General features: G+C 48.1%; 23 protein-coding genes. 9 read left to right on the top strand and 14 right to left on the bottom strand.

The features are described 5' to 3' along the window. Positions 1 to 85 precede the first annotated feature (85 nt). The 5 genes from ACK5NH_RS12320 to leuA form a co-directional block, all read right to left on the bottom strand. Positions 86 to 1435, bottom strand: coding sequence for an outer membrane protein transport protein (locus ACK5NH_RS12320; RefSeq protein ID WP_416920473.1), 1350 nt, complete (start codon positions 1433 to 1435; stop codon positions 86 to 88). A 527-nt stretch (positions 1436 to 1962) separates the two neighbouring features. Then, complete coding sequence (gene leuD, locus ACK5NH_RS12315; RefSeq protein WP_416920471.1) at positions 1963 to 2568, bottom strand: 3-isopropylmalate dehydratase small subunit; 606 nt, start codon at positions 2566 to 2568, stop codon at positions 1963 to 1965. 24 nt (positions 2569 to 2592) lie between these two features. Next, complete coding sequence (leuC, locus tag ACK5NH_RS12310; protein ID WP_416920469.1) at positions 2593 to 4017, bottom strand: 3-isopropylmalate dehydratase large subunit; 1425 nt, start codon at positions 4015 to 4017, stop codon at positions 2593 to 2595. Then, complete coding sequence (leuB, locus tag ACK5NH_RS12305; protein WP_220054048.1) at positions 4017 to 5111, bottom strand: 3-isopropylmalate dehydrogenase; 1095 nt, start codon at positions 5109 to 5111, stop codon at positions 4017 to 4019. Before leuB ends, leuC begins: the two co-directional genes overlap by 1 nt. Before the next feature lie 51 nt (positions 5112 to 5162). After that, the gene (gene leuA, locus ACK5NH_RS12300; RefSeq protein ID WP_011718510.1) at positions 5163 to 6731 is read right to left on the bottom strand and encodes a 2-isopropylmalate synthase; all 1569 of its coding nucleotides are present in this window, start codon (positions 6729 to 6731) and stop codon (positions 5163 to 5165) included. 496 nt (positions 6732 to 7227) lie between these two features. Between leuA and ACK5NH_RS12295 the strand changes: the two genes are divergently transcribed. Continuing rightward, positions 7228 to 9015 (top strand): hypothetical protein, encoded by a 1788-nt coding sequence (locus ACK5NH_RS12295; RefSeq protein WP_416920466.1) that lies wholly within the window; start codon positions 7228 to 7230, stop codon positions 9013 to 9015. On the opposite strand, the gene recQ is transcribed toward ACK5NH_RS12295, so the two are convergent. Then, complete coding sequence (gene recQ / locus ACK5NH_RS12290) at positions 8997 to 10820, bottom strand: DNA helicase RecQ (protein ID WP_416920464.1); 1824 nt, start codon at positions 10818 to 10820, stop codon at positions 8997 to 8999. The two genes, ACK5NH_RS12295 and recQ, sit on opposite strands and share 19 nt — an antisense overlap. Positions 10821 to 11083: 263 nt before the next feature. Between recQ and ACK5NH_RS12285 the strand changes: the two genes are divergently transcribed. Further along, positions 11084 to 11548, top strand: a complete 465-nt coding sequence (locus ACK5NH_RS12285; protein WP_416920462.1) for a thioesterase family protein — start codon at positions 11084 to 11086, stop codon at positions 11546 to 11548. Between the two features lie 215 nt (positions 11549 to 11763). Further along, positions 11764 to 12651: an EamA family transporter RarD gene (rarD, locus tag ACK5NH_RS12280; RefSeq protein ID WP_416920460.1), complete on the top strand. Its 888-nt coding sequence runs from the start codon at positions 11764 to 11766 to the stop codon at positions 12649 to 12651. 58 nt (positions 12652 to 12709) lie between these two features. Here the strand turns inward: rarD and ACK5NH_RS12275 are convergent, their stop codons facing one another. The 5 genes from ACK5NH_RS12275 to radC form a co-directional block, all read right to left on the bottom strand. Next, positions 12710 to 13228 (bottom strand): PH domain-containing protein, encoded by a 519-nt coding sequence (locus ACK5NH_RS12275; protein WP_416920458.1) that lies wholly within the window; start codon positions 13226 to 13228, stop codon positions 12710 to 12712. Between the two features lie 102 nt (positions 13229 to 13330). Next, positions 13331 to 14650 (bottom strand): amino-acid N-acetyltransferase, encoded by a 1320-nt coding sequence (argA, locus tag ACK5NH_RS12270; protein WP_416920456.1) that lies wholly within the window; start codon positions 14648 to 14650, stop codon positions 13331 to 13333. Positions 14651 to 14973: 323 nt separating this feature from the next. After that, positions 14974 to 15147, bottom strand: a complete 174-nt coding sequence (gene rpmG / locus ACK5NH_RS12265; protein ID WP_006079871.1) for a 50S ribosomal protein L33 — start codon at positions 15145 to 15147, stop codon at positions 14974 to 14976. 6 nt (positions 15148 to 15153) lie between these two features. Beyond that, positions 15154 to 15390 carry a 50S ribosomal protein L28 gene (gene rpmB / locus ACK5NH_RS12260; protein ID WP_006079870.1) on the bottom strand — a complete coding sequence of 79 codons (237 nt, stop codon included), beginning with the start codon at positions 15388 to 15390 and terminating at the stop codon, positions 15154 to 15156. Between the two features lie 122 nt (positions 15391 to 15512). Continuing rightward, positions 15513 to 16190 carry a RadC family protein gene (gene radC / locus ACK5NH_RS12255; RefSeq protein ID WP_011624904.1) on the bottom strand — a complete coding sequence of 226 codons (678 nt, stop codon included), beginning with the start codon at positions 16188 to 16190 and terminating at the stop codon, positions 15513 to 15515. Positions 16191 to 16310: 120 nt separating this feature from the next. On the opposite strand from radC, the gene coaBC reads away from it, so the two are divergent. The 5 genes from coaBC to folE all read left to right on the top strand — a co-directional run bounded on the left by coaBC (position 16311) and on the right by folE (position 21666). Beyond that, positions 16311 to 17540 (top strand): bifunctional phosphopantothenoylcysteine decarboxylase/phosphopantothenate--cysteine ligase CoaBC, encoded by a 1230-nt coding sequence (gene coaBC, locus ACK5NH_RS12250; RefSeq protein WP_416920499.1) that lies wholly within the window; start codon positions 16311 to 16313, stop codon positions 17538 to 17540. Further along, positions 17541 to 17999, top strand: a complete 459-nt coding sequence (gene dut / locus ACK5NH_RS12245) for a dUTP diphosphatase (protein WP_416920452.1) — start codon at positions 17541 to 17543, stop codon at positions 17997 to 17999. Between the two features lie 31 nt (positions 18000 to 18030). After that, positions 18031 to 18624 carry a nucleoid occlusion factor SlmA gene (slmA, locus tag ACK5NH_RS12240; RefSeq protein ID WP_416920450.1) on the top strand — a complete coding sequence of 198 codons (594 nt, stop codon included), beginning with the start codon at positions 18031 to 18033 and terminating at the stop codon, positions 18622 to 18624. Between the two features lie 135 nt (positions 18625 to 18759). Continuing rightward, positions 18760 to 20748, top strand: coding sequence for an alpha/beta hydrolase family protein (locus tag ACK5NH_RS12235; protein WP_416920448.1), 1989 nt, complete (start codon positions 18760 to 18762; stop codon positions 20746 to 20748). Between the two features lie 267 nt (positions 20749 to 21015). Continuing rightward, positions 21016 to 21666, top strand: a complete 651-nt coding sequence (gene folE, locus ACK5NH_RS12230; RefSeq protein ID WP_416920446.1) for a GTP cyclohydrolase I FolE — start codon at positions 21016 to 21018, stop codon at positions 21664 to 21666. A 95-nt stretch (positions 21667 to 21761) separates the two neighbouring features. Here folE and pyrE read toward each other — a convergent pair whose 3' ends face one another. Both pyrE and rph read right to left on the bottom strand, forming a co-directional pair. After that, on the bottom strand, positions 21762 to 22409 hold the full coding sequence (gene pyrE, locus ACK5NH_RS12225) for an orotate phosphoribosyltransferase (RefSeq protein ID WP_011624328.1): 648 nt from the start codon (positions 22407 to 22409) through the stop codon (positions 21762 to 21764). Positions 22410 to 22506: 97 nt separating this feature from the next. After that, positions 22507 to 23220: a ribonuclease PH gene (rph, locus tag ACK5NH_RS12220; RefSeq protein WP_416920443.1), complete on the bottom strand. Its 714-nt coding sequence runs from the start codon at positions 23218 to 23220 to the stop codon at positions 22507 to 22509. Between the two features lie 213 nt (positions 23221 to 23433). Here rph and ACK5NH_RS12215 point away from each other — a divergent pair, with 213 nt between their 5' ends. Then, on the top strand, positions 23434 to 24297 hold the full coding sequence (locus tag ACK5NH_RS12215; RefSeq protein ID WP_416920441.1) for a YicC/YloC family endoribonuclease: 864 nt from the start codon (positions 23434 to 23436) through the stop codon (positions 24295 to 24297). Positions 24298 to 24356: 59 nt separating this feature from the next. Here the strand turns inward: ACK5NH_RS12215 and yjjG are convergent, their stop codons facing one another. Then, complete coding sequence (gene yjjG, locus ACK5NH_RS12210) at positions 24357 to 25070, bottom strand: pyrimidine 5'-nucleotidase (RefSeq protein WP_416920439.1); 714 nt, start codon at positions 25068 to 25070, stop codon at positions 24357 to 24359. Positions 25071 to 25132: the final 62 nt, after the last annotated feature.

Here is a 25132-nt window from a genome sequence, read left to right as displayed (position 1 = left end):
AACATCTGGCAAATGCGCATCAAGCCACGTTATTTTAGGCACAAAAAAGCCCTGAAAATTCAGGGCTTTTTCATCAGCTAGATGATTACATCTTGTAGCTCATTTGGATACCGGCTAACCAAACATCACCGCTCGCATCACCGTTGAAACTCACTGTAGCAAGGTTAAGCAGATTTTGCTGTTCGTTGATTGGCGCATCACCCGTTGCACGGATATAGGTCAGTGCGAAATCGACATTCAGATTCTTAGTTGCCTGATAACCCACACCGACAGAGAACCACAGACGGTCTGAGTCAGGGATAGTCGTAGTACGCCATTCATTAGTGGCCGCCGTTTTATCCAAGGCCACACCCGCGCGCACTAACCATTCATTGCTGACTTGATAGGTGGTACCTAAGGCAAAGCGCCAGTTATCTTCAAAGTGCTCTTCTTTGACTAAGTCAGACTCTAAGTCACCCTTTGGTTTAACTTCACCAGGGAAGTAAGCCACTAACTGATCGAATACGCTCCAATCGGTCCAGTTAACGCTGGCATGCATTGCCCAGTTATCCGTTAATTGGTGATAAGACGACAGCTCGGCAAACGCAGGCAGTTCGAGTGGGATATAACCTTCAATTGACAGATTTTGGCCACCATCGTAAATCACACCTGATGCATGACCTTCTAAATCAAGCTTTACGCCGCTGTGATACGCCAGACCGACACGGTGTGCTGGATTAATCTGCCAGCTCGTGCCTAATTGCCAGCCGTAGCCAATGTCGTCACCTTTCATGCTTTTCAGCTCAGTACCACCCGGCGGTAGCATGGCAGACACTTGTGCTGGTAATGCGGGCTTAATGCCATCGACCCAACCCGGTAACGAGGCACCGATTTCACCTTCACCGTAAACGATACGTACACCACCACCGACGCTCACAGCATCATTTACGCGGTAAGCGATGTTAGGGTTAAACTCAACAGTGGTCACCGCAGTTTTATTACCAAAAATCGCCGCGGCGTGGGTTTTAGGTAACTCGGTAGACAGACCATAGTTTGAGTTAACCGCCAGACCCCAAGTCCATTGGTCGTTTAACTGGTTGGAATAATAGAAGTTAGGCACTAACGCATCATCGGCCACATCTAAGGCATCACCACCTTTCATTTCAACGGGATTTGGACCCAGTAATGGTGAGCTTAAGCTCACATCACCTTTAACATCCACATTAGGCATAACATAGATACCACCAGCAGACAGCTGACGACCTTCTAAATAGGTCAGCATTGCTGGGTTGCGGCCTTGTACTGAAGCGTTATCGGCAATCGCGGCTTCACCGGCGAAGGCGCGGCCTAAACCCGTCGCTGAGTATTCAGCCAGTTGGAAACCCGCAGCTTGGACTTGAGTCGTTGTGCTTAATAAGGCCGCAGTCACAGCCAAAGTCAGAAGACGTTTTTGCATTGTTATTCTCAGAAAATATTATTGTTATCTGTGCCAGTAACTTGGTCACAATGGCGTTCACACAAAATAGAGTAAACACTCCAGATTGAATGCGAGGCAGTTTACCGATGCAGAAGATGTTTGCAACAAGCGGGAATAAAACAGACAAAAAAACTAGCCATTAAAAGACATTCAATATTTTTAGTGAGATAAATCACTTTTAAAACAAGAATAATAAGTGAAAACGCGAAGCATCATTTGCTAAAAACATTTTTCAAGTGACTGCGCATACAATTAAATCAATTTAAAAACAATGCATTAATAGACGAAAAACCTATAAACACTTGTAAGCCATTTTACCCATTAAAATTCAGCATAAATCACTAGCAATCATTTTGATTGCGATACAGGAAAGACTACATTCATTTTAAATCAATAAATACAATAAATTAGGCTTAAGTGCTTAAGCGTAGACAATAAAAACGCCTAGTTTTCGAACTAGGCGTTTAAGATTAATATCCATTAAGGTACAAGTGTTCGCCGAATGCTTAGCGGCGCCAACTTGGGATTTGTGATTCGTACTCGCCTATCTGCGCCCCGTGGGACAAGGTCAAGCCAATGGCATCTAAACCATTCAGCAATTTATGCCGCGCCGACTCGGCCAGTGTAAAACTAAACTCAGCTCCCGAAGGCGATGTCACCTTACGAGTCGTTAAGTCCACGGTGATTTGTGCGCCTTCTTCGCTCGCCACCTCATCCATTAACTGACGCACTTCATTCGCGCTCAGCTTCACCGGCAACAAACCGTTATTGATGGAGTTTCCATAAAAAATATCGGCAAAGCTCGGGGCGATAATGGCGCGCAGGCCAAAATCCGCCAGTGCCCATGGGGCGTGTTCACGGCTGGAGCCACAGCCAAAGTTTTCCTGTGCCAGCAGAATCGACGCACCGCGATAGCGAGGCTTGTTTAGAGTGAAATCAGGATTAGGCACATCCCCGGCATCATCGAGATAACGCCAGTCGTGGAATAAGTGCACACCGAATCCATCCCGCGTCACCTTAGATAAAAATTGCTTCGGGATAATTTGATCGGTATCGATATTGGCGCTGTCGATCATGACCGCAAGCCCGGTATGGCTAGTAAAAGGTTGCATTAACTTCTCCTCTTGGGATTACGGTTAGTAAGGTTTGCGGATATCGACAAAATGCCCAGCAATCGCCGCCGCTGCCGCCATCGCTGGACTCACCAAATGGGTACGGCTACCACGACCTTGGCGCCCCTCGAAGTTACGGTTACTGGTCGAGGCGCAGCGATCGCCCGCTTCTAATCTGTCATCGTTCATCGCCAAACACATAGAGCAGCCCGGTAAACGCCATTCGAATCCAGCCTCGATAAAGATTTTATCTAAACCTTCGGCCTCGGCCTGTGCTTTCACTTGGCCAGAACCCGGCACTACGATTGCCGTAACGCCCGAAGCCACTTTACGCCCTTTGGCCTGTTTCGCAGCGCTGCGCAAATCTTCAATCCGCGAGTTAGTGCAAGAACCAATAAAGACTTTGTTAATCGCGACGTCTGTCATCGGCGTGCCTGCGGTCAAACCGATATAGTCCAAGGCCTTTTCCATGCTAGCGCGAATTGTTGGATTCACCTCATCGGCAGGATTAGGCACGGGCGCATCGATGGCCACCACTTGTCCAGGGTTAGTGCCCCAAGTCAGCTGCGGCGCGATATCGGCGGCATCCAACACGACGGTGGCATCAAATTCGGCGCCAACATCGGTTTTCAGCGCCTTCCAGGCGGCGACAGCTTGCGCCCAATCTTCACCCTTTGGTGCAAACTCACGACCTTCTAGGTAATCGAAAGTGGTTTGATCCGGCGCGACCATGCCCGCCTTAGCGCCCATTTCAATCGCCATATTGCAGACTGTCATGCGCCCTTCCATCGACAGCGCTTCAATGGCCTCGCCGCAAAACTCAACCACATAGCCAGTGCCGCCATCCATACCTATCTTACCGATAATCGCCAGCACGATATCTTTGGCGGTGACGCCATCAGTGACCTGACCACGTACTTCGATTTTCATGGTCTTGGCTTTTAATTGGCGTAGGGTTTGCGTCGCCAGCACATGCTCCACCTCGGAAGTGCCAATGCCGAAAGCCAAGGCGCCAAAGGCACCGTGAGTCGCGGTATGGGAATCACCGCACACAATCACTGTGCCGGGTAAGGTAATCCCAAGCTCAGGCCCCATCACATGCACAATCCCTTGATTAGGATGGTGAATGTCATATAAGCGCACGCCGAAGTCTTTACAGTTTTGCGCCAAGGTCTCGACCTGAGTCCGCGCCATAGGGCTTAAAGCATCTAGGCTAGCACTGCGCGTCGAAGTGTTGTGATCCATGGTCGCGAAGGTTTTCTCTGGAGCGCGTAACTTACGCCCAGCCACTTTTAAGCCACTAAAGGCTTGGGGTGATGTCACTTCGTGAACCAAATGTCTGTCGACATAAATGATCGGCGCTTCGCCCTCTGGGGTTGCCACAACGTGGGCATCCCACACCTTTTGATACAGGGTTTTCGGAGCGGTTGATGTTGAAGGAGTACTCATTACACACCTGCCTTAACTGCATCGGCGATAAAGTCGCCCATTTCGACTGTCGATTTGGCCTTATGGCGTTGGTCGCTACTTAATAGCTCACCGGTTAAATAGCCAGAATTGAGCGCCTTACTCACGGCACGTTCAATCGCGCTTGCAGCTTCTTCTTGCTTTAAGCTGTGGCGTAGCATCAGCGCGGCCGACAGAATTTGTGCAATCGGGTTAGCAATACCTTTACCCGCAATATCCGGCGCACTGCCACCAGCGGGTTCAAACAAACCAAAGCCAGTGCTATTCATACTCGCCGAAGACAACAAGCCCATAGAACCGGTCAACATGGCAATTTCGTCCGATAAAATGTCGCCAAACAGGTTAGAACACAGCATAACGTCAAACTCATCGGGGCGGCGCAGCAACTGCATGGTCGCGTTGTCGATATAAATGTGTTCCAGCTCAACATCGGGGAAGTCAACTGCAACTTCTTCTACTACTTGGCGCCACAGTACCGAGCAAGCTAAGACGTTTGCCTTGTCGACCGAAGTGACTTTTTTACGACGACCGCGGGCGGCTTCAAAGGCAATGCGTGCAATACGGGCAATCTCGCGGCGGCTGTAACGCATGGTATCGAAGGCTTCTTCGCTCTCACCTTCACCTTGGCGCCCCTTAGGCTTACCAAAATAGATCCCACCCGTTAACTCACGCACGCAAAGAACATCGAAACCTCGGGCAGAAATATCGCTGCGCAGCGGTGACATATGCTCTAAACCATCATGCAATTTAGCTGGGCGCAGGTTACAAAACAGTTCGAAGTGACCACGTAATGGCAATAATGCACCACGCTCGGGTTGTTCATTCGGCGGCAGTTTTTCCCATTTAGGACCACCGACTGAACCGAATAGAATGGCATCAGCCGCTTCACAACCTTTCAGTGTTGCCTCAGGCAATGGACAACCGTGATTGTCGATGGCGATACCGCCGACATCATATTCAGAGTATTCAATGTTAAGACCAAAACGTGCCTCAACCGCCTTTAACACCTTACGCGCCTCGGCCATCACTTCAGGCCCAATACCATCCCCGGCTAATACTGCAATTTGATAACTCATACGCCCGCTCACTCCTTCAATGTGAAAACTTTATGCTCGATAGTGCTTGGGCTATACGCCGCCCAGCTCTCTGTTTTTATGCATATTCTGTTTGTAATCTGCGACCTTATCGGCGCGGCAAGTCAGGTTCATCACGTGCACTAACGCACGGGCTGATGCCTCAACCACGTCGGTCGCTAAGCCGACACCGTGGAAATTTTGTTCATGGTAAACCGCGGTAATGTCGACTTGGCCTAGGGCATTTTGTCCCTCACCCTTAGCGCCCAATTTGTAGCTGATAATATCGATACGACGGTCCGTCGCACGGGCAATGGCGTTATAGGCGGCATCAACGGGACCATTACCCGTCGCGGCTTCGGTTTTAATCTCTCCGCCGACATCGATGCGTACAGTAGCCGTGGCAACACCTTCGGTGGAGTCGGACTGCACCACTAACTGCTGTAATTGATAGAAGTTATCTTCCGCCGCTTGCGCTTCCATAAAGGCTAAGGCTTCTAAGTCATAATCGAAGACTTGACCCTTTTTATCGGCCAAATGTAAAAACTGTTCGTACAGGGCATCCAGATTGAAATCCTGCTCGCTGTAGCCCATTTCCTCCATACGATGCTTAATCACATGGCGACCTGAGCGCGAGGTCATATTCAGGTTGTTACGGTTTAGGCCGATGCTCTCTGGCGTCATGATTTCATAGGTGTTTTGCGCCTTTAACATGCCATCTTGGTGAATACCCGAAGAGTGGGTAAAGGCATTCGCGCCCACAATCGCCTTATTCGACTGGATCGGCATATTGCACAACTGGCTGACCAGATTCGACGTGCGGTGGATCTCCTTGGCATTGATCCCAGTTTCAACTCCCAACAGATTCTTACGCGTCGCTAAGATCATAGCGATTTCTTCTAGGGAGCAGTTACCTGCACGTTCACCAATACCGTTCATGGTACATTCAATTTGGCGAGCACCATGCTGCACGGCGGTGATCGAATTGGCCACCGACATGCCTAAGTCGTCATGGCAGTGAACCGAAATAATGGCTTGGTCGATATTCGGTACGCGATTAAACAGGGTTTGGATAATGCCCCCAAACTCGCTTGGCACTGTGTAACCCACAGTATCGGGGATATTGATGGTACGAGCCCCTGCGTGAATCGCCGCTTCCACCATACGGCACAGATTGTCGATTGGTGTGCGTCCAGCATCTTCGCAGGAAAACTCCACGTCATCGGTAAACCGACGGGCATATTTCACCGCGCCCACCGCCATCTCCAACACTTGCTCGAATGAGCGCTTTAACTTGCTCTCCACATGGATAGTCGAGGTGGAGATAAAGGTATGAATACGGAACTGTTCGGCCACCGATAATGCTTGGGCGGCGGCATCGATATCTTTTTCCAAGGCGCGGGATAAGGCGCACACACGGCTATTTTTGATGGTACGGGCAATGGTCTGCACCGACTCAAAATCACCGGGTGACGACACAGGGAACCCCACTTCCATCACATCCACACCGAGACGTTCTAACGCCATGGCGATCTGTAACTTTTCTTTGACCGACAGGCTTGCCGCTAACGCCTGCTCGCCATCACGTAAGGTGGTATCAAATATAATTACTCTGTTAGACATCTCGTTTCTCCATGGAACGTCACCGTTCATTATTTAACTTTTGCCGTATTCAGATACAAAAAACCCCGCAACATTGGTGCGGGGTTTGTGAATGCTTTGCCTATCTATCGAGCGAGCAACACTAAGACCTCCGCGTTTGTGGCGCGAGAGAGAGAAGGAGGAGGTCGAGTTTGCTGCTAATTCTATTCATTTAAATTAAATATTTATTCTATTGGCTCAAAATAAGGACGGTTAATATTTAACTCGCTTGCCTAAGTGTGTCAACCCCAATTTTTTTCATGTTCTGCGAGTTATTTGCTGCAAAATAGCAAAACAGGGGGATTAACCGTCACAGTGAACCCGATTAATCCCTTGTTGATAGAGAAAAATCTACAAAATGCGACAACTCAAAATTTAAACAAAAAAATCATTTTTTATGCAAAAAAACCTTGATACACGTTATAATCCTCGCCCGCGGTTACGGATAGTTGAATCAATTTAGGGTATGGAGCAAAAAATGGATTTTCGTGTCTTAGCGCTAAGCCTGTTGTTATGGCTTTGCCCTTTATGGGTCAGTGCTAACGACCAGTTAGATTTAGATGCGCTCACTGAGCAAGTTTACCAGTATCCCACTAAGGCATTTGCGCAAATCACCGCTTTAGAAAAACTGCAAGAAACTGATAAATATAACGATATTAATAGACTTCGCCTTAGTATGCTCAAATGCCAGAGTTTGTTGCAACTAGGGGAAAATGAAGCTGCAATCAACCTTGCCCAGCTCGGCGAGGCCAGCGCTAAACAGCTAAAACTCGATCAAGCACGTCCCTATTTTCTGAATTGTCAGGCAGATGCCAATCTGAACTACGACAACATTCAAGAAGCCTTGCCACTACTCGATTCCGCTATAACCCTTGCCAGACGTTATCAGCAGCCCCAAGCACTCATCGATGCACTCAGGCTCAGGGGCCAACTCGATACCAATACGGATAACTTTTCCTCCGCCATCGAAGATCTACGTATCGCTATCGATATCTATCCCGATATCAATTCGCAAACCCAAAATTGGGTGTGGCCACCACAGGCTTATGTCTATGCAGCTATGGGGAACTTACTCTATGCTACCAACGACTTACCCCAAGCCATGTATTACACTAAGCTGGCGTTAAAAAGCGAAGATACCAAAGGAAAAGTACGGCACGAACTACTGCGTAACGCCGCTCGTATCGCACTGGATAATGGTGAACGGGATTACAGCGACCAATTAGAAAAACAAGCGAAAACTCTGCTACCTGAAATCGGCTCGCCACTCGAACTCGCCTATAGTTATGCCATTTTGGCATCGCTTGCCCTCGATAAAGGGAAAATCGACACGGCCGAAGAATATATCTCGATTGCGATGAATACCTTTAAGCAACAAAACCAGCGGGTCGCCATGATGCGCTCGACCCGTTTGTTAGCTCAGATTCGCTTTGCTCAGCATAGAGATGACGCCGCACTGACACTGATGGATTCCGCTATCGAACAAGCAGACGCACTAAGACAATACTCTGATCTCAAATGGTTTTATGGCATTTTAAGTGATTATTATCAAACTCACGGCAACTACAAACTCGCCTATGAGTTTGTCCAAAAGCGTTTCGATGCCGCGGAGCAGGCCAACGAGTCGATGAATAACACTCGGATTTTGCAGTTCAAAGCCAGGTTAAATCAGCAAGGTTTACAGCAACTCAACGACGATGAACAACAACACCATAATGTCTCATTGTTAAGTGAACTCAATGTCGACTGGGCCTACAGCACACTATTTTTAGTCGCTATGGGGATTCTCGGGGGCGCGATCTGGTACTTCATCGATAAACAAAATAACCGCGCGCCAGCGTCCGATACAGCCTCCCCAGATCTTCCTCCGCTGGAGCAACTTGAGCTGACACTGCACAGTGCTAAACAAGGGGCTTATCCGCTGTCATTATTGCTGTTTAATGCCAGCCAAATACGCCAAGTCGACCTGCCCCCCTTACTAGAGAAGCTGCAAGACAAGCTACGTGAACAGGACACACTGCTGCGTTATTCGATAGATGACATCGTTATTGTGCTGCCCTATACCTCAGCAGTCGGCGCACAGAAGGTCGTTAGCCAGATAACGCCTACCATCCAGATGTGGCAGGGAACTCACAAGGTGAACATTGGGATTGCAGTGATGCAGCAGTTTGATACTTTGGATTCTTTGGTTAAGCGCGCGAGCATCAATCAATTAGGTAAACTCAAGGGGAGCGACCCACAAAGCGATTATTCCCCTGCTAAATAAGCGGCAATTTCATCGAGAAAATCGTCGCCAAATCGGCTGAGTTTGCGCTCACCGACCCCGTTAACCGCCAGCATTTCACCGAGACTGGTGGGCATCATGGCCGCCATTTCTGCTAAGGTCGCATCGTTAAACACCAGATAGGGCGGCACATCCTGCTCCTCGGCAATCGTACGCCGTAGGGCTTTTAGCCTCGCAAACAGTTTGCGGTCGTAATTCAGCGGTGCCCGCGATTGAGTGACTTTGCGCTTAATGTTGGTCAGCTGAATCCGTGGCTCCGCCAACATTAGCGCCACCTCGCCCTTAAGGATCGGTCTTGCCGAAGGGTTTAAGGTGATAGACGAGCCCCGCGTAATATCTTGGCTCGCCAGCCCCAAATGAATCAGCTGACGGATCACGCTCAGCCAATATTCATGGCTTTTGTCTTTGCCTATGCTCCAAGTGCTGAGCTTATCGTGCCCTCTATCCACAATCGCGGAGCCCTTAGAGCCACGCAAGACTTCAATCAAGTGATTGATACCAAAGCGCTGCCCAAGACGATAGATGCAAGATAGTACCTTCTGCGCATCCTCGGTGCCGTTATAACGTTTAGGCGGGTCGAGACAAATATCGCAGTTCCCACAGGGCTCTAACGCGCTCTCATCGAAGTAATGCAGCAACACTTGGCGACGACAGGTTTGTGCCTCTGCAAATGCAGCCATGGTATTGAGCTTATGGAAATCCACCTGCTGCTGCGGCCCGGGCTCCGACTGCTCGATAAGATGGCGCACCCGCCCAATATCGGCAGGATCGAACAGCATAAAGGCTTCGGCATCGAGTCCATCGCGCCCCGCTCGACCGGTTTCTTGGTAATAGGCTTCGATGCTCTTAGGGATATCGTAATGCACCACAAAGCGCACGTTGGATTTGTTAATCCCCATACCAAAGGCCACGGTCGCAACCACAATATCAATTTGATCTTTAAGGAAGCTATCTTGTACTTCACCGCGCTCTTGTGGCGTCATGCCCGCATGGTATGCCTTAGCATGAAACCCTTGCAGTGTGAGCCGCTCAGCCACCTCATCCACACGGCGACGACTGCTGCAATAGACAATGCCGCTACTACCATTTTGTTGCAGTAAAAACTGTCGTAACTGATTCGCGGCATTGAGTTTTTCCGCAACCGTATAGCGAATATTGGGCCGATCGAAACTCGATAGTAACCTAAAGGGATTAATCCCTAGGCGCTCGCAAATATTTTGCCGCGTCGCCTGATCCGCGGTGGCGGTGAGCGCCATCATTGGCACATGGGGAAAGAGCTGCTTTAACTGACCAAGGGCGGCATATTCGGGACGAAAATCGTGTCCCCATTGACTGATACAGTGCGCCTCATCGATAGCAAACATCGATAGCGGCAGGGAGCGCATACGCTCGATAAAATCGCCAGTAAGTAACCGCTCAGGAGACACATATAACAGTTTTAGCTCGCCTCTATGCAGTTGCCTCAGCACCTCTACACTCTGCTCCCGCGGCTGCGAGGAGTTTAAATAGGCAGCATTGACACCCGTCTGCAACAGACTGTCAACCTGATCTTTCATCAATGAAATCAGCGGTGATACCACGATAGTGATGCCAGGCATCAGCAGTGCGGGCAACTGGTAACACAGACTCTTACCGCCGCCAGTGGGCATGATCACAAGGCAGTCCTCACCACTGCATACACGTTCGATAACTTCGCGCTGACCGTCCCTAAAGTCACGGTAGCCAAACACCTGCGCTAGGCGTTGCGACAGCGGATCATCATGTATGTCGAGTAACTGAGTTTCCATGGATCTTCTAGCTAAAAAGTAAGGGCGCCTATTCTAAAGGACAGAATCGCTCCTGTCTTGCGCCATCTTGCCCTAAACCGATTCGGTACTAACAACTTTTGGATAGGCCTACTGCTCATCACAACGTCTAAGACAATTGCCCGCACTGCGGCTTAAGTTGCATTCGGCATAGGCTTAGCTGTAGATTAATTGCTCTAAGTCGAACGCCATTGAGCGCCTCGACCCTATTCTAAGAAGCCCAACAGCCTACAAGGACGAACAGCATGACAAACCCAATTCAAGCCGAAGTACTCAAACGTGTCGCCGAAGTGTTTGATCAGCACGTGCCATTTCATAATTTATTGGGTCTGGATATTAAGCGCTATGACATAGATGGCGTTGAAGTGGTGATCAATATGAAGCCAGAACTCATTGGCAATATTCACCAACAAATTCTCCACGGTGGTGTCACGGCCACAGTACTCGATGTAGTCGGAGGCCTCACCGCTTTTGCAGGACTGGTGGCTAGCCGTGACGATTGGACGGTTGAAGAGTTACAACAGCGGCTGCAAACCTTAGGCACAATCGATATGAGGGTCGATTACCTACGTCCTGGACGCGGACAAATGTTTACCGGCACCGGCAGCGTGATCCGTGCCGGCAATCGCGTCTCGGTGTGTCGCATGGAGCTTCACAACGAGCAAGGCACCCATATCGCCTTCGGCACAGGCACTTATATGGTTGGCTAGTCCGTTGTCACACATAGTTTTTTAGAAATTTTTTACCGCATTTAACATCGATAAATTAGAGGGAAACACCTTGATTATTAAGCTGTTTTCCTCTTCTTCATGTTGAGCACTCACCATTAGAGACATCCTGTAACGAAAAAGGCAGCCGCACACACCTTGAGTCGATGCCCATAGCCTCCTACAATCGCCGTCCTGTTGTCCTTCGAAGATGTCTCATGCCTGATACTGAATACCGCAAAGGGATCCTGCTTGCCGTCAGTGCTTACTGTATGTGGGGATTTGCGCCCTTATATTTCAAACTACTCCACCATGTTTCTGCGACCGAAATTTTACTGCATCGGGTGATCTGGTCATTTGTGTTTATGGTGATCATCATGCTGTTTATCGGTGGCTTTGGAAAGCTGCGTCAACTGTTTAAACAGCCAAAGCAGTTACTCGTGCTCACCATCACATCCCTGCTGATTGCCGCCAACTGGTTGATTTTTATCTGGGCAGTGAATAACGATCATATGCTCGATGCCAGCTTGGGTTACTTTATTAACCCCCTACTGAATGTGCTGCTCGGCATGCTGTTTTTAGGTGAAAGATTACGTAAGTTGCAATGGTTTGCCGTCGCGCTGGCGAGTGCTGGCGTGCTTGTTCAGTTGATTTCATTCGGTTCAATCCCCATTGTTTCCCTCGCCTTGGCGGGCACCTTCGGGGTGTATGCGCTGCTGCGTAAAAAGGTCAACGTGGATGCAAAATCGGGTCTGCTAGTCGAAACCGCTATCCTGCTACCGGTCGCATTGGTTTATCTGGTCGCGACTTTAGATAGCGCCACGGCGAATATGCTCACCAACGATTGGCATCTTAATTTGTTGTTGATGGCGGCGGGGATTGTCACCACAATTCCACTATTGTGTTTTGCCGGTGCAGCGGTACGTATTCCATTGTCTATGCTCGGCTTTTTCCAATATATCGGCCCGAGTATTATGTTTATCCTCGCGGTAACCTTATTCAATGAACCCTTCGATGCCGAGAAGAGCATCACCTTTGGCTTTATCTGGAGCGCCCTGTTGGTGTTCACATTCGATATGGCATATAAACGCAAAACGGCGCGATAACATCACGCCGCAGACGACAGTTGCAAAAATAGTGGTTAAGTGAGCATGTACTTAACAGCTATTTTTGTAGCTGGGTAATAAACCTTTCGCCCTCGGGCACAGACAAGAGCAGATTGTAGCCTCGCGTCGTTGGCACTAGCACTAGCTCGGATTTATCCGTCACTGCGACAAATGCCTTCCCCTTCCCTTTTAGATTAAACCAGCCGAGTTGAAACCCTGGCATACCTATGCCATTGGTTTTAAAGCTGGGCGCTAAATCCGCCTCCTGCTTCAAGTCGATAATGCGTGCCTGCTCGACGAGGAGTTCGGAGCGTGCTAACTGCACTTTATAGAAGGGAATATCGAGTTTTAGCTCGGTATCGGTTAACACGATTTCAGCATTATGGGATTGATAAAACACCCAAGAAAATCCGCCAATCATTACTAGCAAGATGCCTAAGCTCGCCGATTTAGCCACTTTCGGCATAGGTTTTACCCACAACATCCACAGCACACCAGCCAAACCTAACAGCAAGATAATGAAGCTTAAAATTGCGGTTTGAGTCAAGGGAGCGAGGGAGAAAAACTGAGTCACCATGATAAGTCATCCGTGAAAGCGAATGCCCTAATTTGCCAACAAAGACATATTATGTCAATAAAAATGCCAGCACTAGGCTGGCATCTTATCTAGCAGAAAAGCTTAAAGATCGAGGGCGAGAATCTTTGAGCGGCGCTGATAGTTATACAGCTGCTTTTTCTTCTGCGGCAATGCCTCAACATCTTCAATCACAAAACCATGCTCTAAGAACCAGTGAATGCTGCGGGTGGTCAAAGCAAACAAACGCGAATAACCGCGGCTACGCGCCTGACCTATGATGTTTTTCAGCAATAAGCTACCTCGATCAGCATCGCGGTAATCTGGATGCACCACGAGACATGCAAACTCACCGGCGTTATCTTCCTCGAAGGGATATAAGGCGGCGCAGCCAATGACTAAGCCATCACGCTCAATCAACATAAACTGCTCGATTTCGATCTCAAGCTGCTCACGACTGCGGCGCACCAAAATGCCTTGTTCTTCCAAGGGACGAATTAAGTTTAGTACCCCGCCAATATCGCTAATTGATGCACGACGCAGACGCTCAGCGCTTTCTGTCACGATTTGCGTGCCTATGCCTTCACGGGAGAACAACTCCTGCAGCAATGCACCATCATCGAGGTAACTGACCAAATGACAACGAGGCACGCCATTGCGGCACGCATCAATACTCGCCTTGAGGAAAGCCATAGTGCCCACACAGGCAGAACCTTGCTCAGCAAGCTTATTAAGAATGTTTTGCGCGTCATTTGGCATTAATTCGGCAATAACATCGCCATTGCGATCGAGGATGCCATTTTGCGAACTAAAGCCAATCATCTTGTCGGCTTTCAGCTTAATAGCAACTTGAGTGGCAATCTCTTCGGCCGTGAGATTAAAGCTTTCGCCAGTGACAGATGCGGCAATCGGCCCCATCAACACAATACAGTGGTTATCGAGCTGACGCTTAAGCCCCTGCGCATCGATTCGGCGTACTTTACCGCTTAAACAAAAGTCGACGCCATTATCGACCCCTAGAGGCTGAGCAATTACAAAGTTACCGCTGACCAAGTTGATTTGCGCACCTTGCATCGGCGTATTGCTTAGGCTCATGGATAAACGCGCAGTGATATCAAACTGCAATGCACCCGCGACCTGCTTGATCACTTTGAGTGAGTCTTCATCCGTGATACGTACACCTTCGTGGTAGGCGGGTTCAATCCCATTAGCGGCTAACGCTGCATCGATTTGCGGCCTAGCGCCATACACCAACACTACTTTAATGCCTAAACTGTGCAACAAGGCCACATCATTCAAAATGCCGCGAAATTGATTTTGTGCTAAAGCCTCGCCACCCAACATCACCACAAAGGTTTTCCCTCTATGGGCATTGACGTAAGGGGCAGAATGACGAAATCCATCAACCAGTTCAGTGGTACGCACGCGTTGTTTACACCTCATATTTGAGCTGGCAAACCCACAATGGCTCACCAGGAGTGAATGACTAAATCACGCGTATAGTATTGCATTTTAATTCACCAATAAAGAATTTATTCTCATTAAAATGCAGTTTTAATACAATAAAGTGCTTATTTTTTCAAAAAAGTGCATTTTTGATAAATGATCACATTTTTTTAACTAACTGTCGTTTCTGAATGCGAGCTTAGTGTGGGATAGATTTATCTCAGCTTGATGACGAAAAGCCGAAAAAAGACCAAAAAAAAGCCCCTTAGATAAGGGGCTTTTCTCGAAACACTAAACAAGGATTACTTGATTTTTGCTTCTTTGTAGATAACGTGCTGACGAATAACTGGATCAAATTTTTTGATTTCCATTTTTTCTGGCATGTTACGCTTGTTTTTTTCAGTTGTGTAGAAGTGACCAGTTTTAGCTGTAGAAACTAATTTGATCTTCTCACGATTACCTTTAGCTTTAGCCATGATCTATTACACCTTCTCGCCACGGGCACGAAGTTCAGCAACAACAACTTCAATACCTTTCTTATCGATCAGACGGATACCTTTAGTAGATACACGTAACTGTACGAAACGTTTTTCTTCTTCTAACCAGAAACGGTGGTTTTGCAGGTTAGGTAAAAAACGACGACGGGTCGCGTTTTTTGCGTGCGAACGGTTGTTACCAACCATCGGCTTCTTGCCAGTAACTTGGCATACTCTTGACATGTCAGTCTTCTCCAAAAAACAATTTTAACGCTCGAGCATTAATGTACCTCGTATGGCCGTCGCCCGAGGCACAAAGAGGGCGCATTTTATACACGATCATAGAGGTAAGATCAAGCGTTAGATTAATTAATCCAGCCTCGTTCCGCGAAGGAAACTATCTCTCGATCACCAACAACCATATGGTCCAGTAAGGATACGTCTATGGTTGCTAACGCATTTTTTAATCGCTCAGTTATTCGTCTGTCAGCCTGACTGGGCTCGGCAATACCAGACGGATGATTGTGACACACTATGACGGCAGCAGCCTTTTTCTCCAGCACTAAGCTCACCACTTCACGTGGATATACCGAAGCTGAATCTATTGTTCCGCGGAATAATTCGACGAACTGAATCACTCTATGCTGGCTATCCAGCAGCAAAATTGCGAACACTTCATAGGAGCGGTCAGCTAATTGTCTCATTAAATAATCCCGAGTTAAATCGGGATTTGTCAAAACCTGACCTCTCTGCAGGTTTTCTTGTGCCACACGCCTCGCTAATTCAGCCGCGGCTTGAAGCTGGGCGTATTTTACAGGTCCCACGCCCGGAAGTCGACACACCTGATGCTTTGGTGCGCAAAGTAAGCTTCTTAATCCACCAAATTCATGAATAAGTGAGCGCGCAAGGTCGACCGCATTCAACCCGCTCAACCCATTACGCAGTAAAACAGCCAGTAATTCGGCATCTGAGAGATGGGCAGCGCCTTTTACTAATAATTTATCCCGCGGCCCTTCACCCTCGGGCCAATCCTTAATAGCCATGCGACCTCCCTGTCTGCGTGTATTTTCACTTTACCAAGTATGGACGAGATTTTTTGAACTGGGACAGTCACGCCAATTAGTCGCTTTGTGGTATGGTTGGCAACATTATTTCAATCTCGGATGATGTCTGTGAGCCTGATAACGAAAAACGTCCTACTAGGTATTGGTGGCGGCATTGCGGCCTACAAAAGTGCGGATTTAGTGCGCCGCTTAAAAGAACGCGGCTTTGATGTACGTGTGGTGATGAGCCAGAGTGCCATGGAGTTTATTACCCCACTCACCTTGCAAGCCTTATCAGGACATCCCGTGGCATCAAGCTTACTCGATCCTGCCGCCGAAGCGGCGATGGGCCATATTGAGTTAGCACGCTGGGCTGATTTGGTGATTATTGCTCCTGCAACCGCGAATTTACTGGCACGGATCAACGCCGGCATGGCTGATGAGCTTATCACGACCACCTGCCTTGCGACTGAAGCGCCTATCGCCCTATGTCCGGCAATGAATCAGCAGATGTATCGCAATGTCGCAACCCAAGCGAATTTAGCGAGTTTACAAGGTCGAGGTTATACTCTGTGGGGTCCCGCCAGTGGCAGCCAAGCCTGCGGCGAAGTGGGGCCCGGCCGAATGCTCGAACCGCTTGAAATTGCTGAGCTGGCGAGCCGCTTTTTTGCAACAAAAGATGTCTATGCTGAACAAGAGACTCAACCACTCGCAGGCCAGTCGGTGCTTATCACCGCGGGTCCAACCCGAGAACCCATCGATCCCGTACGTTATATCTCTAATCACAGCTCTGGCAAAATGGGATTCGCCTTGGCGAAAGCCGCCACCGACATGGGCGCCGCTGTGACCTTGGTCTCAGGACCGGTAAATTTAGCCACGCCAGAAGGGGTAACGCGAATCGATGTCGAGTCAGCCCAAAATATGCTCGACGCTGTTATGGATAACGTTGATAAAAAAGATATTTTTATCGGCTGCGCCGCAGTTGCCGACTATCGCGTCAGCGATATTGCAGATTGTAAGATCAAAAAGTCCGCCGAAGAAATGCAACTTGCGCTGGTGAGGAATCCTGATATCTTAGCGACGGTCGCAAGCTTGGCAAACCGTCCCTTTGTGGTGGGATTTGCCGCCGAAACCCATGATGTAGAAACCTACGCACGCGATAAACTCAAACGCAAAAATTTGAATATGATCGCCGCAAACGATGTATCCGTTGCTGGTCTAGGCTTTAATGCCGATGCCAATGCCCTACGTGTGTTCTGGCCACAGGGTAGTCAAGATTTGCCTGCTACCGATAAACTCACGTTGGCTCGGCAATTACTTTCGTTGATAGTGAAAGAAAAAACAAAATAGATGAAAACACCGATTGAATTAAAGATCCTCGATTCTCGTATTGGTTCTGAATTTCCCCTGCCCGCCTATGCCACACCTGGCAGCGCGGGAATGGATCTTCGCGCCATGATAGATACCACAATGACGATAGCCCCAGGTGAGACTCAGTTAATCCCAACGGGTATTGCCATCCATGTTGCAGATCCTAGCCTTGCCGCTGTGATTCTGCCCCGTTCAGGCCTTGGTCATAAGTACGGTATCGTACTCGGCAATCTAGTTGGGCTTATCGATTCCGATTATCAGGGCCCCTTGATGGTCTCTTGCTGGAACAGAAGCGATGCGCCATTTACCTTAGAAATTGGTGATCGTCTCGCACAACTGGTGTTTGTCCCCGTAGTACAAGCACAATTCAAACTCGTTGATGAGTTCGACAGCTCAGATCGTGGTGAAGGTGGATTTGGCCATTCTGGCACCAAATAACCTGAATCATTATTGAGCGAAGGATACTGCAATGGCTGTAAGCCCAAAAATTAATCGTCGTGAACACATACTGCAATGCCTAGCGCAAATGCTAGAAACCAGCCCAGGGCAACGTATTACCACCGCTAAGCTCGCCTCTGAAGTGGGCGTATCGGAAGCGGCACTCTATCGCCACTTTCCGAGTAAGGCACGGATGTTTGAAGGGTTAATTGAGTTTATTGAAGAGTCATTACTCTCGCGTATCAACATCATCATGGACGATGAAAAAGATACCATGAGACGCTGCCAATTAGTGCTACAACTGTTGTTGATTTTCGCCGAGCGCAACCCAGGGATCTCTCGGGTACTCAATGGTGATGCACTCTTAGGTGAAAACGAGCGTCTACGCAGTCGTATCAGCAGCTTATTTGCCAAAATCGAAACCCAACTTAAGCAAATTCTGCGGGAAAAGACCCTACGTGAAGGCAAAGGCTTTAACTTAGATGAAGCAATTTTAGCCAATCTCCTGTTAGCGTTTGCCGAAGGTCGAATCGCCCAATTTGTGCGCAGTGAGTTTAAACTCAAACCGACGCAACACTTCGACGAACAATGGCGCTTTATTCAGCATCAGCTGTTACAAAGCTAATGATTTTTCAATACAAAGGACGGTAATCACCGTCCTTTGTTTTATCCCCTACTCCTTGTATCAGTATTGCTTTTGTTTTAATCTCGAGCAAACATTTCCAAAACAAAAACCACAATAATATTACAAGGATGTCAGATGAAATCTTTGCCATTTGCTGCGTTGGCCGTAATTTGCTTGCCTATTATGCCTTTCAGCATATTTGCGGCCGAAAATTCGGCGACAAATGCCTTATCCCAATCCCAGTTATTCAGTCGCGGGGATGAGTACTCTAATGTAAAAATCTCGCCTACCGGCAAGTACTTAAGTGCTATCACTAGTGTCGAAGGTAAGAATGTACTCTTAGTTCTTGATGCTCAAACCAAAAAGCTACTCAACGCGATTCGCTTCCCGAGCAATGCCCAGGTAGGCACTTATGAATGGGCCAATAGCGAACGCATCGTACTGGCAAAAGAATACCTTAAGGGGTGGACCGATGTGCCCCAATACTACGGCGAATTAATGGCGGTCAACGCCGATGGTTCCCGCAAAGCCTATCTATTCGGCTATAACAGCGGCGAGCAACAAACCGGATCGAATATCAAGAAAAACACCCCAATGCGCGCCACCGCCTTTATTCTCGATCCCCTGCCTGATGATGAGCGTTATATGCTGGTCAATGCGATTCCTTGGAATAGTGAATCGAGCTTAAACTTTGAATTGTTGCAGGATGTCTACCGCGTCGACCTGTTTAACGGCACACGTAAGCGCATTACAGGCTCCCCCATTGGCCGAGCTCGCTTTATGACAGACCATGAGGGTGAAGTCCGCTTTGTAGCAGGGGAAGACAGCAAAAACATCACTAAAGTTTTTTACCGCAAAGATGGCGAATGGGTGAATACCGACAAACTCAACCTTGGCTTAAGCGATTTTAGGCCCATCTCCTTCGCCGATAATAAAAATAACATTTACGCCGCAGGCCGAGTGGGTAACGAAACCTTAGGCGTCTATCGCATCAACCTAGAAACAGGCGATAAAGCGGAAATCATTCAAGATGAAGTGGTCGATCCAAGTAACTTCTGGATCAATGGTACAAACAAACAACTGTATGCCGTTGAGTTTGAAAATGGTTATCCAAGTTATGCCTTCGTCGATAACAACGATAACCATGCCAAACTGCTTAAGGATTTACTCGCCGCCCTGCCAGGGCACCAAGTGCAAATCGTCAGCGAAACCCGTAATGGCGAACAATTGGTGGTGATTGCATTTAACGATCGCAATCCTGGTGATTACTACTTGTTTGATACGAAAAAGCTCAAGCTGGAGTATCTAGCCGCCGCCCGTAAATGGCTCGACCCAGAAGAAATGGCGGAGGTTAAGCCTATTAGTTTCACTAACCGCGATGGCCAGAAAATCCATGGTTATTTAACCTTACCCTATGGCAAAGAAGCCAAAAATTTACCTTTGATCGTGAATCCCCATGGTGGCCCACATGGCATTCGTGATTGGTGGGGATTTGACCCACAAAATCAATTGCTCGCCCAAAATGGTATGGCAGTGTTACAGGTTAACTTCCGCGGCTCAGGTGGTTATGGCGAGCATTTCGAGCAAGCTGGCTATCAAAAGTGGGGCTCAGATATTCAGCACGACATTATCGACGCAACTCAGTACGTGATTGACCAAGGCTTTGCCGATAAGGAACGTGTGTGTATCGCCGGCGCCAGTTTTGGTGGCTATAGTGCTCTACAAAGCGCGATATTAGCCCCCGATATGTTTAAGTGCGCCGTGGGCATGGCTGGGGTTTATGACCTCGAACTGATGTTTGATGAAGGTGATGTCGCCAGAACACGTTCAGGAACAAGCTACCTTAAAGATGTACTCGGCCAAGACAAAGCCATCCTAAAGGCAATGTCGCCCTCTGAGAACGTTGCCAAGTTAAAAGCGAACCTTTTATTGGTGCACGGCGGTGACGATGAGCGAGCGCCAATTGAACAACTCGAATCACTCGAAAAAGCGCTAAAAGCCCACAAATATCCCTACCAAAAACTGGTGATGGATAACGAAGGTCACGGTTTTTATGACGATAGCCACAGGGCCAAGTATTACGATCAGATGCTGAGCTTCTTAAAAACCAACTTAAAACTTTAGTACTCGCTAAAATAATCGCTATCGTCATCAAGATAATGATGTTTTAGCGCCCTAAGGAGCCGATAATCGATAAGGATTATCGGCTTTTTCATCTTCAGCGTGAGCGTTTTTTGGTATGAATTATCCGCAATTCGCGCTATTCTCCCCCACCTTGTTCTTGTCCAGATAAGAACGAGTCGATTTCTACCTGAGTTCACCCATTGTACAAACTCAGTTTAGGGTGCTAGGTTTTCAGTGATAGCCGCTACTGCAGTAGTGGAGGATAAGATGGCATTAAGTGAAGCAGCAGTAAAAGTACAAGCCGCCCTACAAGAACGCGGACTTGAAACCCCCATGCTCCCCAATGTGTTTACCCCGGATGAGCGTAAGGACAAGATTGAATTCCATATGAAGGAAATCCTGACACTGATGTCACTGGATCTTTCTGACGACAGTCTTGCCGATACTCCGCGCCGCATCGCAAAAATGTATGTCGACGAAATTTTCTCCGGCTTAGACTATGAAAACTTCCCGAAGATCACCGTAATTGATAACAAAATGGGCTTCGATGAGATGGTGCGCGTGCAAGATATCAGCCTGACCAGTACCTGTGAACATCACTTAGTCACTATCGATGGCACAGCGACTATTGCTTATATTCCGCGTAAAAAAATTATTGGTTTATCAAAGATTAACCGCATAGTGCGTTTCTTCTCCCAGCGCCCACAGGTGCAAGAGCGCTTAACTCAACAAGTCCTCGTTGCCCTACAAACCTTGCTTGAAACCAAAGATGTTGCGGTAAAAATGGATGCGGTACATTACTGCGTAAAATCCCGTGGCGTGATGGACTCCACCAGCTCCACCACGACCACCGCCTTAGGGGGAATTTTTAAATCTAACCCCGCCACCCGTGCCGAGTTTTTAAATCAGCCCAAATAAGCTGTTAGATTTAATCAGTGCATAAAAAAACGCTGCCATTCTTGATGAATTGCAGCGTTTTTGTTTTAGCGGTTTATAACGAACTTAGCCCTTGCTTAGGCCTCGATGCCATATTGCTCACGGTACTGACTCACCGCCGCCAATTGCGCTTCCATACCTGGTTTTTCTGACAGATAGCTGATCAGATCCGCAAGCTTGATAATCGCTACAATACCGCAACCAAAATCGCGCTCAACTTCTTGGATTGCTGACAGTTCGCCCTTGCCCTTCTCTTGTCTATCCAGCGCGATTAATACGCCAGCAAGCTGCGCCTGATGAGCCTCGATGATTTCCATCGACTCACGAATAGCCGTACCTGCAGTGATCACATCGTCCACCAGCATCACACGACCTTTAAGTTCGCTACCCACTAGACTTCCGCCTTCACCGTGGTCTTTTTTCTCTTTACGGTTGAAGCAGTATGGAATGTCTATATCGTGGTGTTCACACAGTGCTACCGCCGTAGTGGTCGCAATTGGGATGCCTTTGTAGGCAGGACCAAATAACAGATCGTACTCTATGCCTGAGTCCACTAACGCCGCAGCATAAAAACGACCCAAACGTGCTAAATCACGACCCGTATTGAATAGACCAGCATTGAAGAAGTAAGGACTGATACGGCCCGATTTAAGGGTAAACTCGCCAAATCGCAGCACCTGACGCTCTAGGGCAAATTCAATAAACTCACGTTGATAGGCTTTCACAATCTCTCCTTACGACTTTAACGTTTTGCTTTTTTGTTGGGTAACAGAAATTTTTAAAGTTAATAAAAAGCCCCATTACGGGGCTTTTTAAAGAAAATCAATTCAATGCAGCTTTCTGCACATCAACGATTTCGCGAATGCTGTTTTTAGCTAAACCAAGTAGCTCAATTAATTCTTCGTGACTGAACGGCTCACCTTCGGCTGTGCCTTGAATTTCAATAATCTTACCGGTTTCTGTCATGACCACGTTCATATCGGTTTCAGCGGCGCTGTCTTCGATATATTCTAAATCGCTAATCGCTTCACCGTTGTAGATACCTACACTGACTGCAGCAATCAAGAACTTAAGCGGGTTAGATTTAATGATGCCTTTACCACGCGCCCAGTTCAGCGCATCCACTAATGCCACACAGGCACCTGTAATAGACGCGGTACGGGTACCGCCATCGGCTTGGATCACATCACAATCGATAACGATTGTGTTTTCGCCAAGGGCTTTCATATCGACACAGGCACGCAGTGCACGACCAATCAGGCGTTGGATCTCTTGAGTACGACCAGATTGCTTACCGCGAGCCGCTTCACGGTCCATACGGCTGTGGGTTGAACGTGGCAACATACCGTATTCCGCCGTAACCCAGCCTTGTCCCTGACCTTTAAGGAAACGTGGCACACCCTCAGTAAAACTGGCGGTACAAAGCACTTTCGTTTCGCCAAATTCCACTAACACAGAACCTTCGGCGTGGGCCGTAAACTGGCGAGTGATAGTGATGGGACGTGTTTGTGCTGGCGTTCTATTACTTGGACGCATGCGAGATTCCTGTATTCTGAGTCATTGACTGATTTTGGCTGCATATTATAGGGATTTGTGCCTGAGGATGCCATGCCTAGGGCAATTCTCTGACAAACTCCTCGGCCCGCAATGCAAGCTTTCCCTTAGCAGTATACTGTATGCCTTTAATCCTAAAGCCATTGACTCTATAATCGCCTATCAATATGACGATTCAACCATTAGGACAATCCCATGATCCAAAGCATGACAGCCTACGCTCGCATCGAGCACAAAGCACAATGGGGCACCGCCTCTTGGGAAATTCGCTCAGTCAACCAGCGTTACCTCGAAACCTACCTGCGTCTGCCAGAACAATTCCGCAGCTTCGAGCCAGTACTGCGTGACCGCCTGCGTAAACGCTTAAGCCGTGGTAAAGTCGAAGTCAATTTACGCTACGAGTTAGCCGACAACAGCAATAACGAACTGAAATTAAATCAAGGATTAGCTAAACAGCTGCTAGACGCCGCGAGCTGGTTAAAACAGGAAGCCGGACAAGGCGAAGTCAACCTCACCGATATTTTGCGCTGGCCAGGCGTGCTCTCAAGTGCAGAGCAAGATATGGATGCCATTGGCGCCGATTTAATGACCGCATTCGACTTAGCTATCGATCAATTTATCGAAGCCCGTGGTCGCGAAGGCGCAGCTATCAAAGATATGCTGTTAAGCCGCTTAGATGGCGTGAGCGAGCAAATCGCCATCGTACGTGAACATATGCCAAAAGTGATGGAATATCAGCGTGAAAAGTTAACCAACCGCCTTGCAGAAATCAAAGGTGAACTCGACCCAGCCCGCATCGAGCAAGAGATGGTGCTACTGGCACAGAAACAAGATGTGGCCGAAGAAATGGATCGCCTCGAAGCCCATGTCAGCGAAGCGCGCCGCATCCTCAAAAAAGGCGGCAGCGAAGGTCGCCGTTTAGATTTTATGATGCAGGAATTTAACCGCGAATCTAACACCCTTGCCTCAAAATCTATCAGCACTGAAATCACTTCAGCCGCAGTGGAACTTAAAGTTTTGATCGAACAGATGCGCGAGCAGATCCAGAATGTGGAATAGCTTTGTTTGTGTTATCTAAACCCAAAAGCCCTTTTAAAGGGCTTTTGGGTTTCAGGGCGTTAGCCGAGTAACGACATTAACTTCTGCTGTAGCTCATGATGGGAGGCAACTTGAAAGTGGGGGCGGATGCCTGCGGGAGCGGCGTGTCCATGGACGTTATACCAACAGGTGTGAAATCCCGCATTGATACCCCCTTGAATGTCAGAATGTGGGTTATCACCCACCATCAATACTTGTTCACGCTCAGGATGGCCCATTAATTCAAAGGCATGCTCGAAGATGCCTACATCGGGTTTAGCCATACCGACTTTTTCTGAAATCACTAAAATATCAAAATGATGCTGTAAGCCTGTACGCGCTAAACGCACGGTTTGTAGCTCAGTAAAACCGTTGGTGATGATCCCCATTTTGGCTTTTCCCTGCAGCGCGGCCAGTAATTCACGGGCGCCGGGTAGAGGAGAACAAATTTCAGCCATAGCAGCTAAAAAAGCGCTATTGAGCACTTGAGGATCGACATCGAGTTTGATAGCCCAAGGTTTGAAACGTGTGGTCTGCAACTCAGCGGCGGTGATCTTGCCATCTTGATAATCGACCCAAAGCGGTTTGTTAACTAACTGATACTCATCAAAATCGGCTTGAGTAAAATCGACCCCAAAACCTGCAAACATCAGTTTAAGCCCTGCAAAGGCATCGAAATAAAATAGGGTTTCATCGGCATCGAAAAGCACCCAAGTATAGGGTGTGGCCGTGAAATGAGTTTGGCTTGAGGACAAGATAACACTCCTAACGAAAGATAAAATGCACTGATCAATCAGTAAAATTCTAAGAATCCCGC

Source organism: Shewanella sp. (assembly GCF_047975355.1).
Lineage (GTDB): Bacteria > Pseudomonadota > Gammaproteobacteria > Enterobacterales > Shewanellaceae > Shewanella.
This window is presented reverse-complemented; position numbering and strand designations above follow the sequence as displayed.

Excerpts from the sequence above, each read along its gene's own strand:
- dut (WP_416920452.1), top strand. The coding sequence starts at position 17,541 with ATGAAAACACCGATTGAATTAAAGATCCTCGATTCTCGTATTGGTTCT.
- rpmB (WP_006079870.1), bottom strand. The coding sequence starts at position 15,390 with ATGTCAAGAGTATGCCAAGTTACTGGCAAGAAGCCGATGGTTGGTAAC.
- coaBC (WP_416920499.1), top strand. The coding sequence starts at position 16,311 with ATGATGTCTGTGAGCCTGATAACGAAAAACGTCCTACTAGGTATTGGT.
- leuC (WP_416920469.1), bottom strand. The coding sequence starts at position 4,017 with ATGAGTACTCCTTCAACATCAACCGCTCCGAAAACCCTGTATCAAAAG.
- radC (WP_011624904.1), bottom strand. The coding sequence starts at position 16,190 with ATGGCTATTAAGGATTGGCCCGAGGGTGAAGGGCCGCGGGATAAATTA.
- leuA (WP_011718510.1), bottom strand. The coding sequence starts at position 6,731 with ATGTCTAACAGAGTAATTATATTTGATACCACCTTACGTGATGGCGAG.
- recQ (WP_416920464.1), bottom strand. The coding sequence starts at position 10,820 with ATGGAAACTCAGTTACTCGACATACATGATGATCCGCTGTCGCAACGC.
- rarD (WP_416920460.1), top strand. The coding sequence starts at position 11,764 with ATGCCTGATACTGAATACCGCAAAGGGATCCTGCTTGCCGTCAGTGCT.
- ACK5NH_RS12320 (WP_416920473.1), bottom strand. The coding sequence starts at position 1,435 with ATGCAAAAACGTCTTCTGACTTTGGCTGTGACTGCGGCCTTATTAAGC.
- leuB (WP_220054048.1), bottom strand. The coding sequence starts at position 5,111 with ATGAGTTATCAAATTGCAGTATTAGCCGGGGATGGTATTGGGCCTGAA.
- ACK5NH_RS12275 (WP_416920458.1), bottom strand. The coding sequence starts at position 13,228 with ATGGTGACTCAGTTTTTCTCCCTCGCTCCCTTGACTCAAACCGCAATT.
- rpmG (WP_006079871.1), bottom strand. The coding sequence starts at position 15,147 with ATGGCTAAAGCTAAAGGTAATCGTGAGAAGATCAAATTAGTTTCTACA.
- rph (WP_416920443.1), bottom strand. The coding sequence starts at position 23,220 with ATGCGTCCAAGTAATAGAACGCCAGCACAAACACGTCCCATCACTATC.
- leuD (WP_416920471.1), bottom strand. The coding sequence starts at position 2,568 with ATGCAACCTTTTACTAGCCATACCGGGCTTGCGGTCATGATCGACAGC.
- ACK5NH_RS12235 (WP_416920448.1), top strand. The coding sequence starts at position 18,760 with ATGAAATCTTTGCCATTTGCTGCGTTGGCCGTAATTTGCTTGCCTATT.
- ACK5NH_RS12215 (WP_416920441.1), top strand. The coding sequence starts at position 23,434 with ATGATCCAAAGCATGACAGCCTACGCTCGCATCGAGCACAAAGCACAA.
- ACK5NH_RS12295 (WP_416920466.1), top strand. The coding sequence starts at position 7,228 with ATGGATTTTCGTGTCTTAGCGCTAAGCCTGTTGTTATGGCTTTGCCCT.
- slmA (WP_416920450.1), top strand. The coding sequence starts at position 18,031 with ATGGCTGTAAGCCCAAAAATTAATCGTCGTGAACACATACTGCAATGC.
- folE (WP_416920446.1), top strand. The coding sequence starts at position 21,016 with ATGGCATTAAGTGAAGCAGCAGTAAAAGTACAAGCCGCCCTACAAGAA.
- ACK5NH_RS12285 (WP_416920462.1), top strand. The coding sequence starts at position 11,084 with ATGACAAACCCAATTCAAGCCGAAGTACTCAAACGTGTCGCCGAAGTG.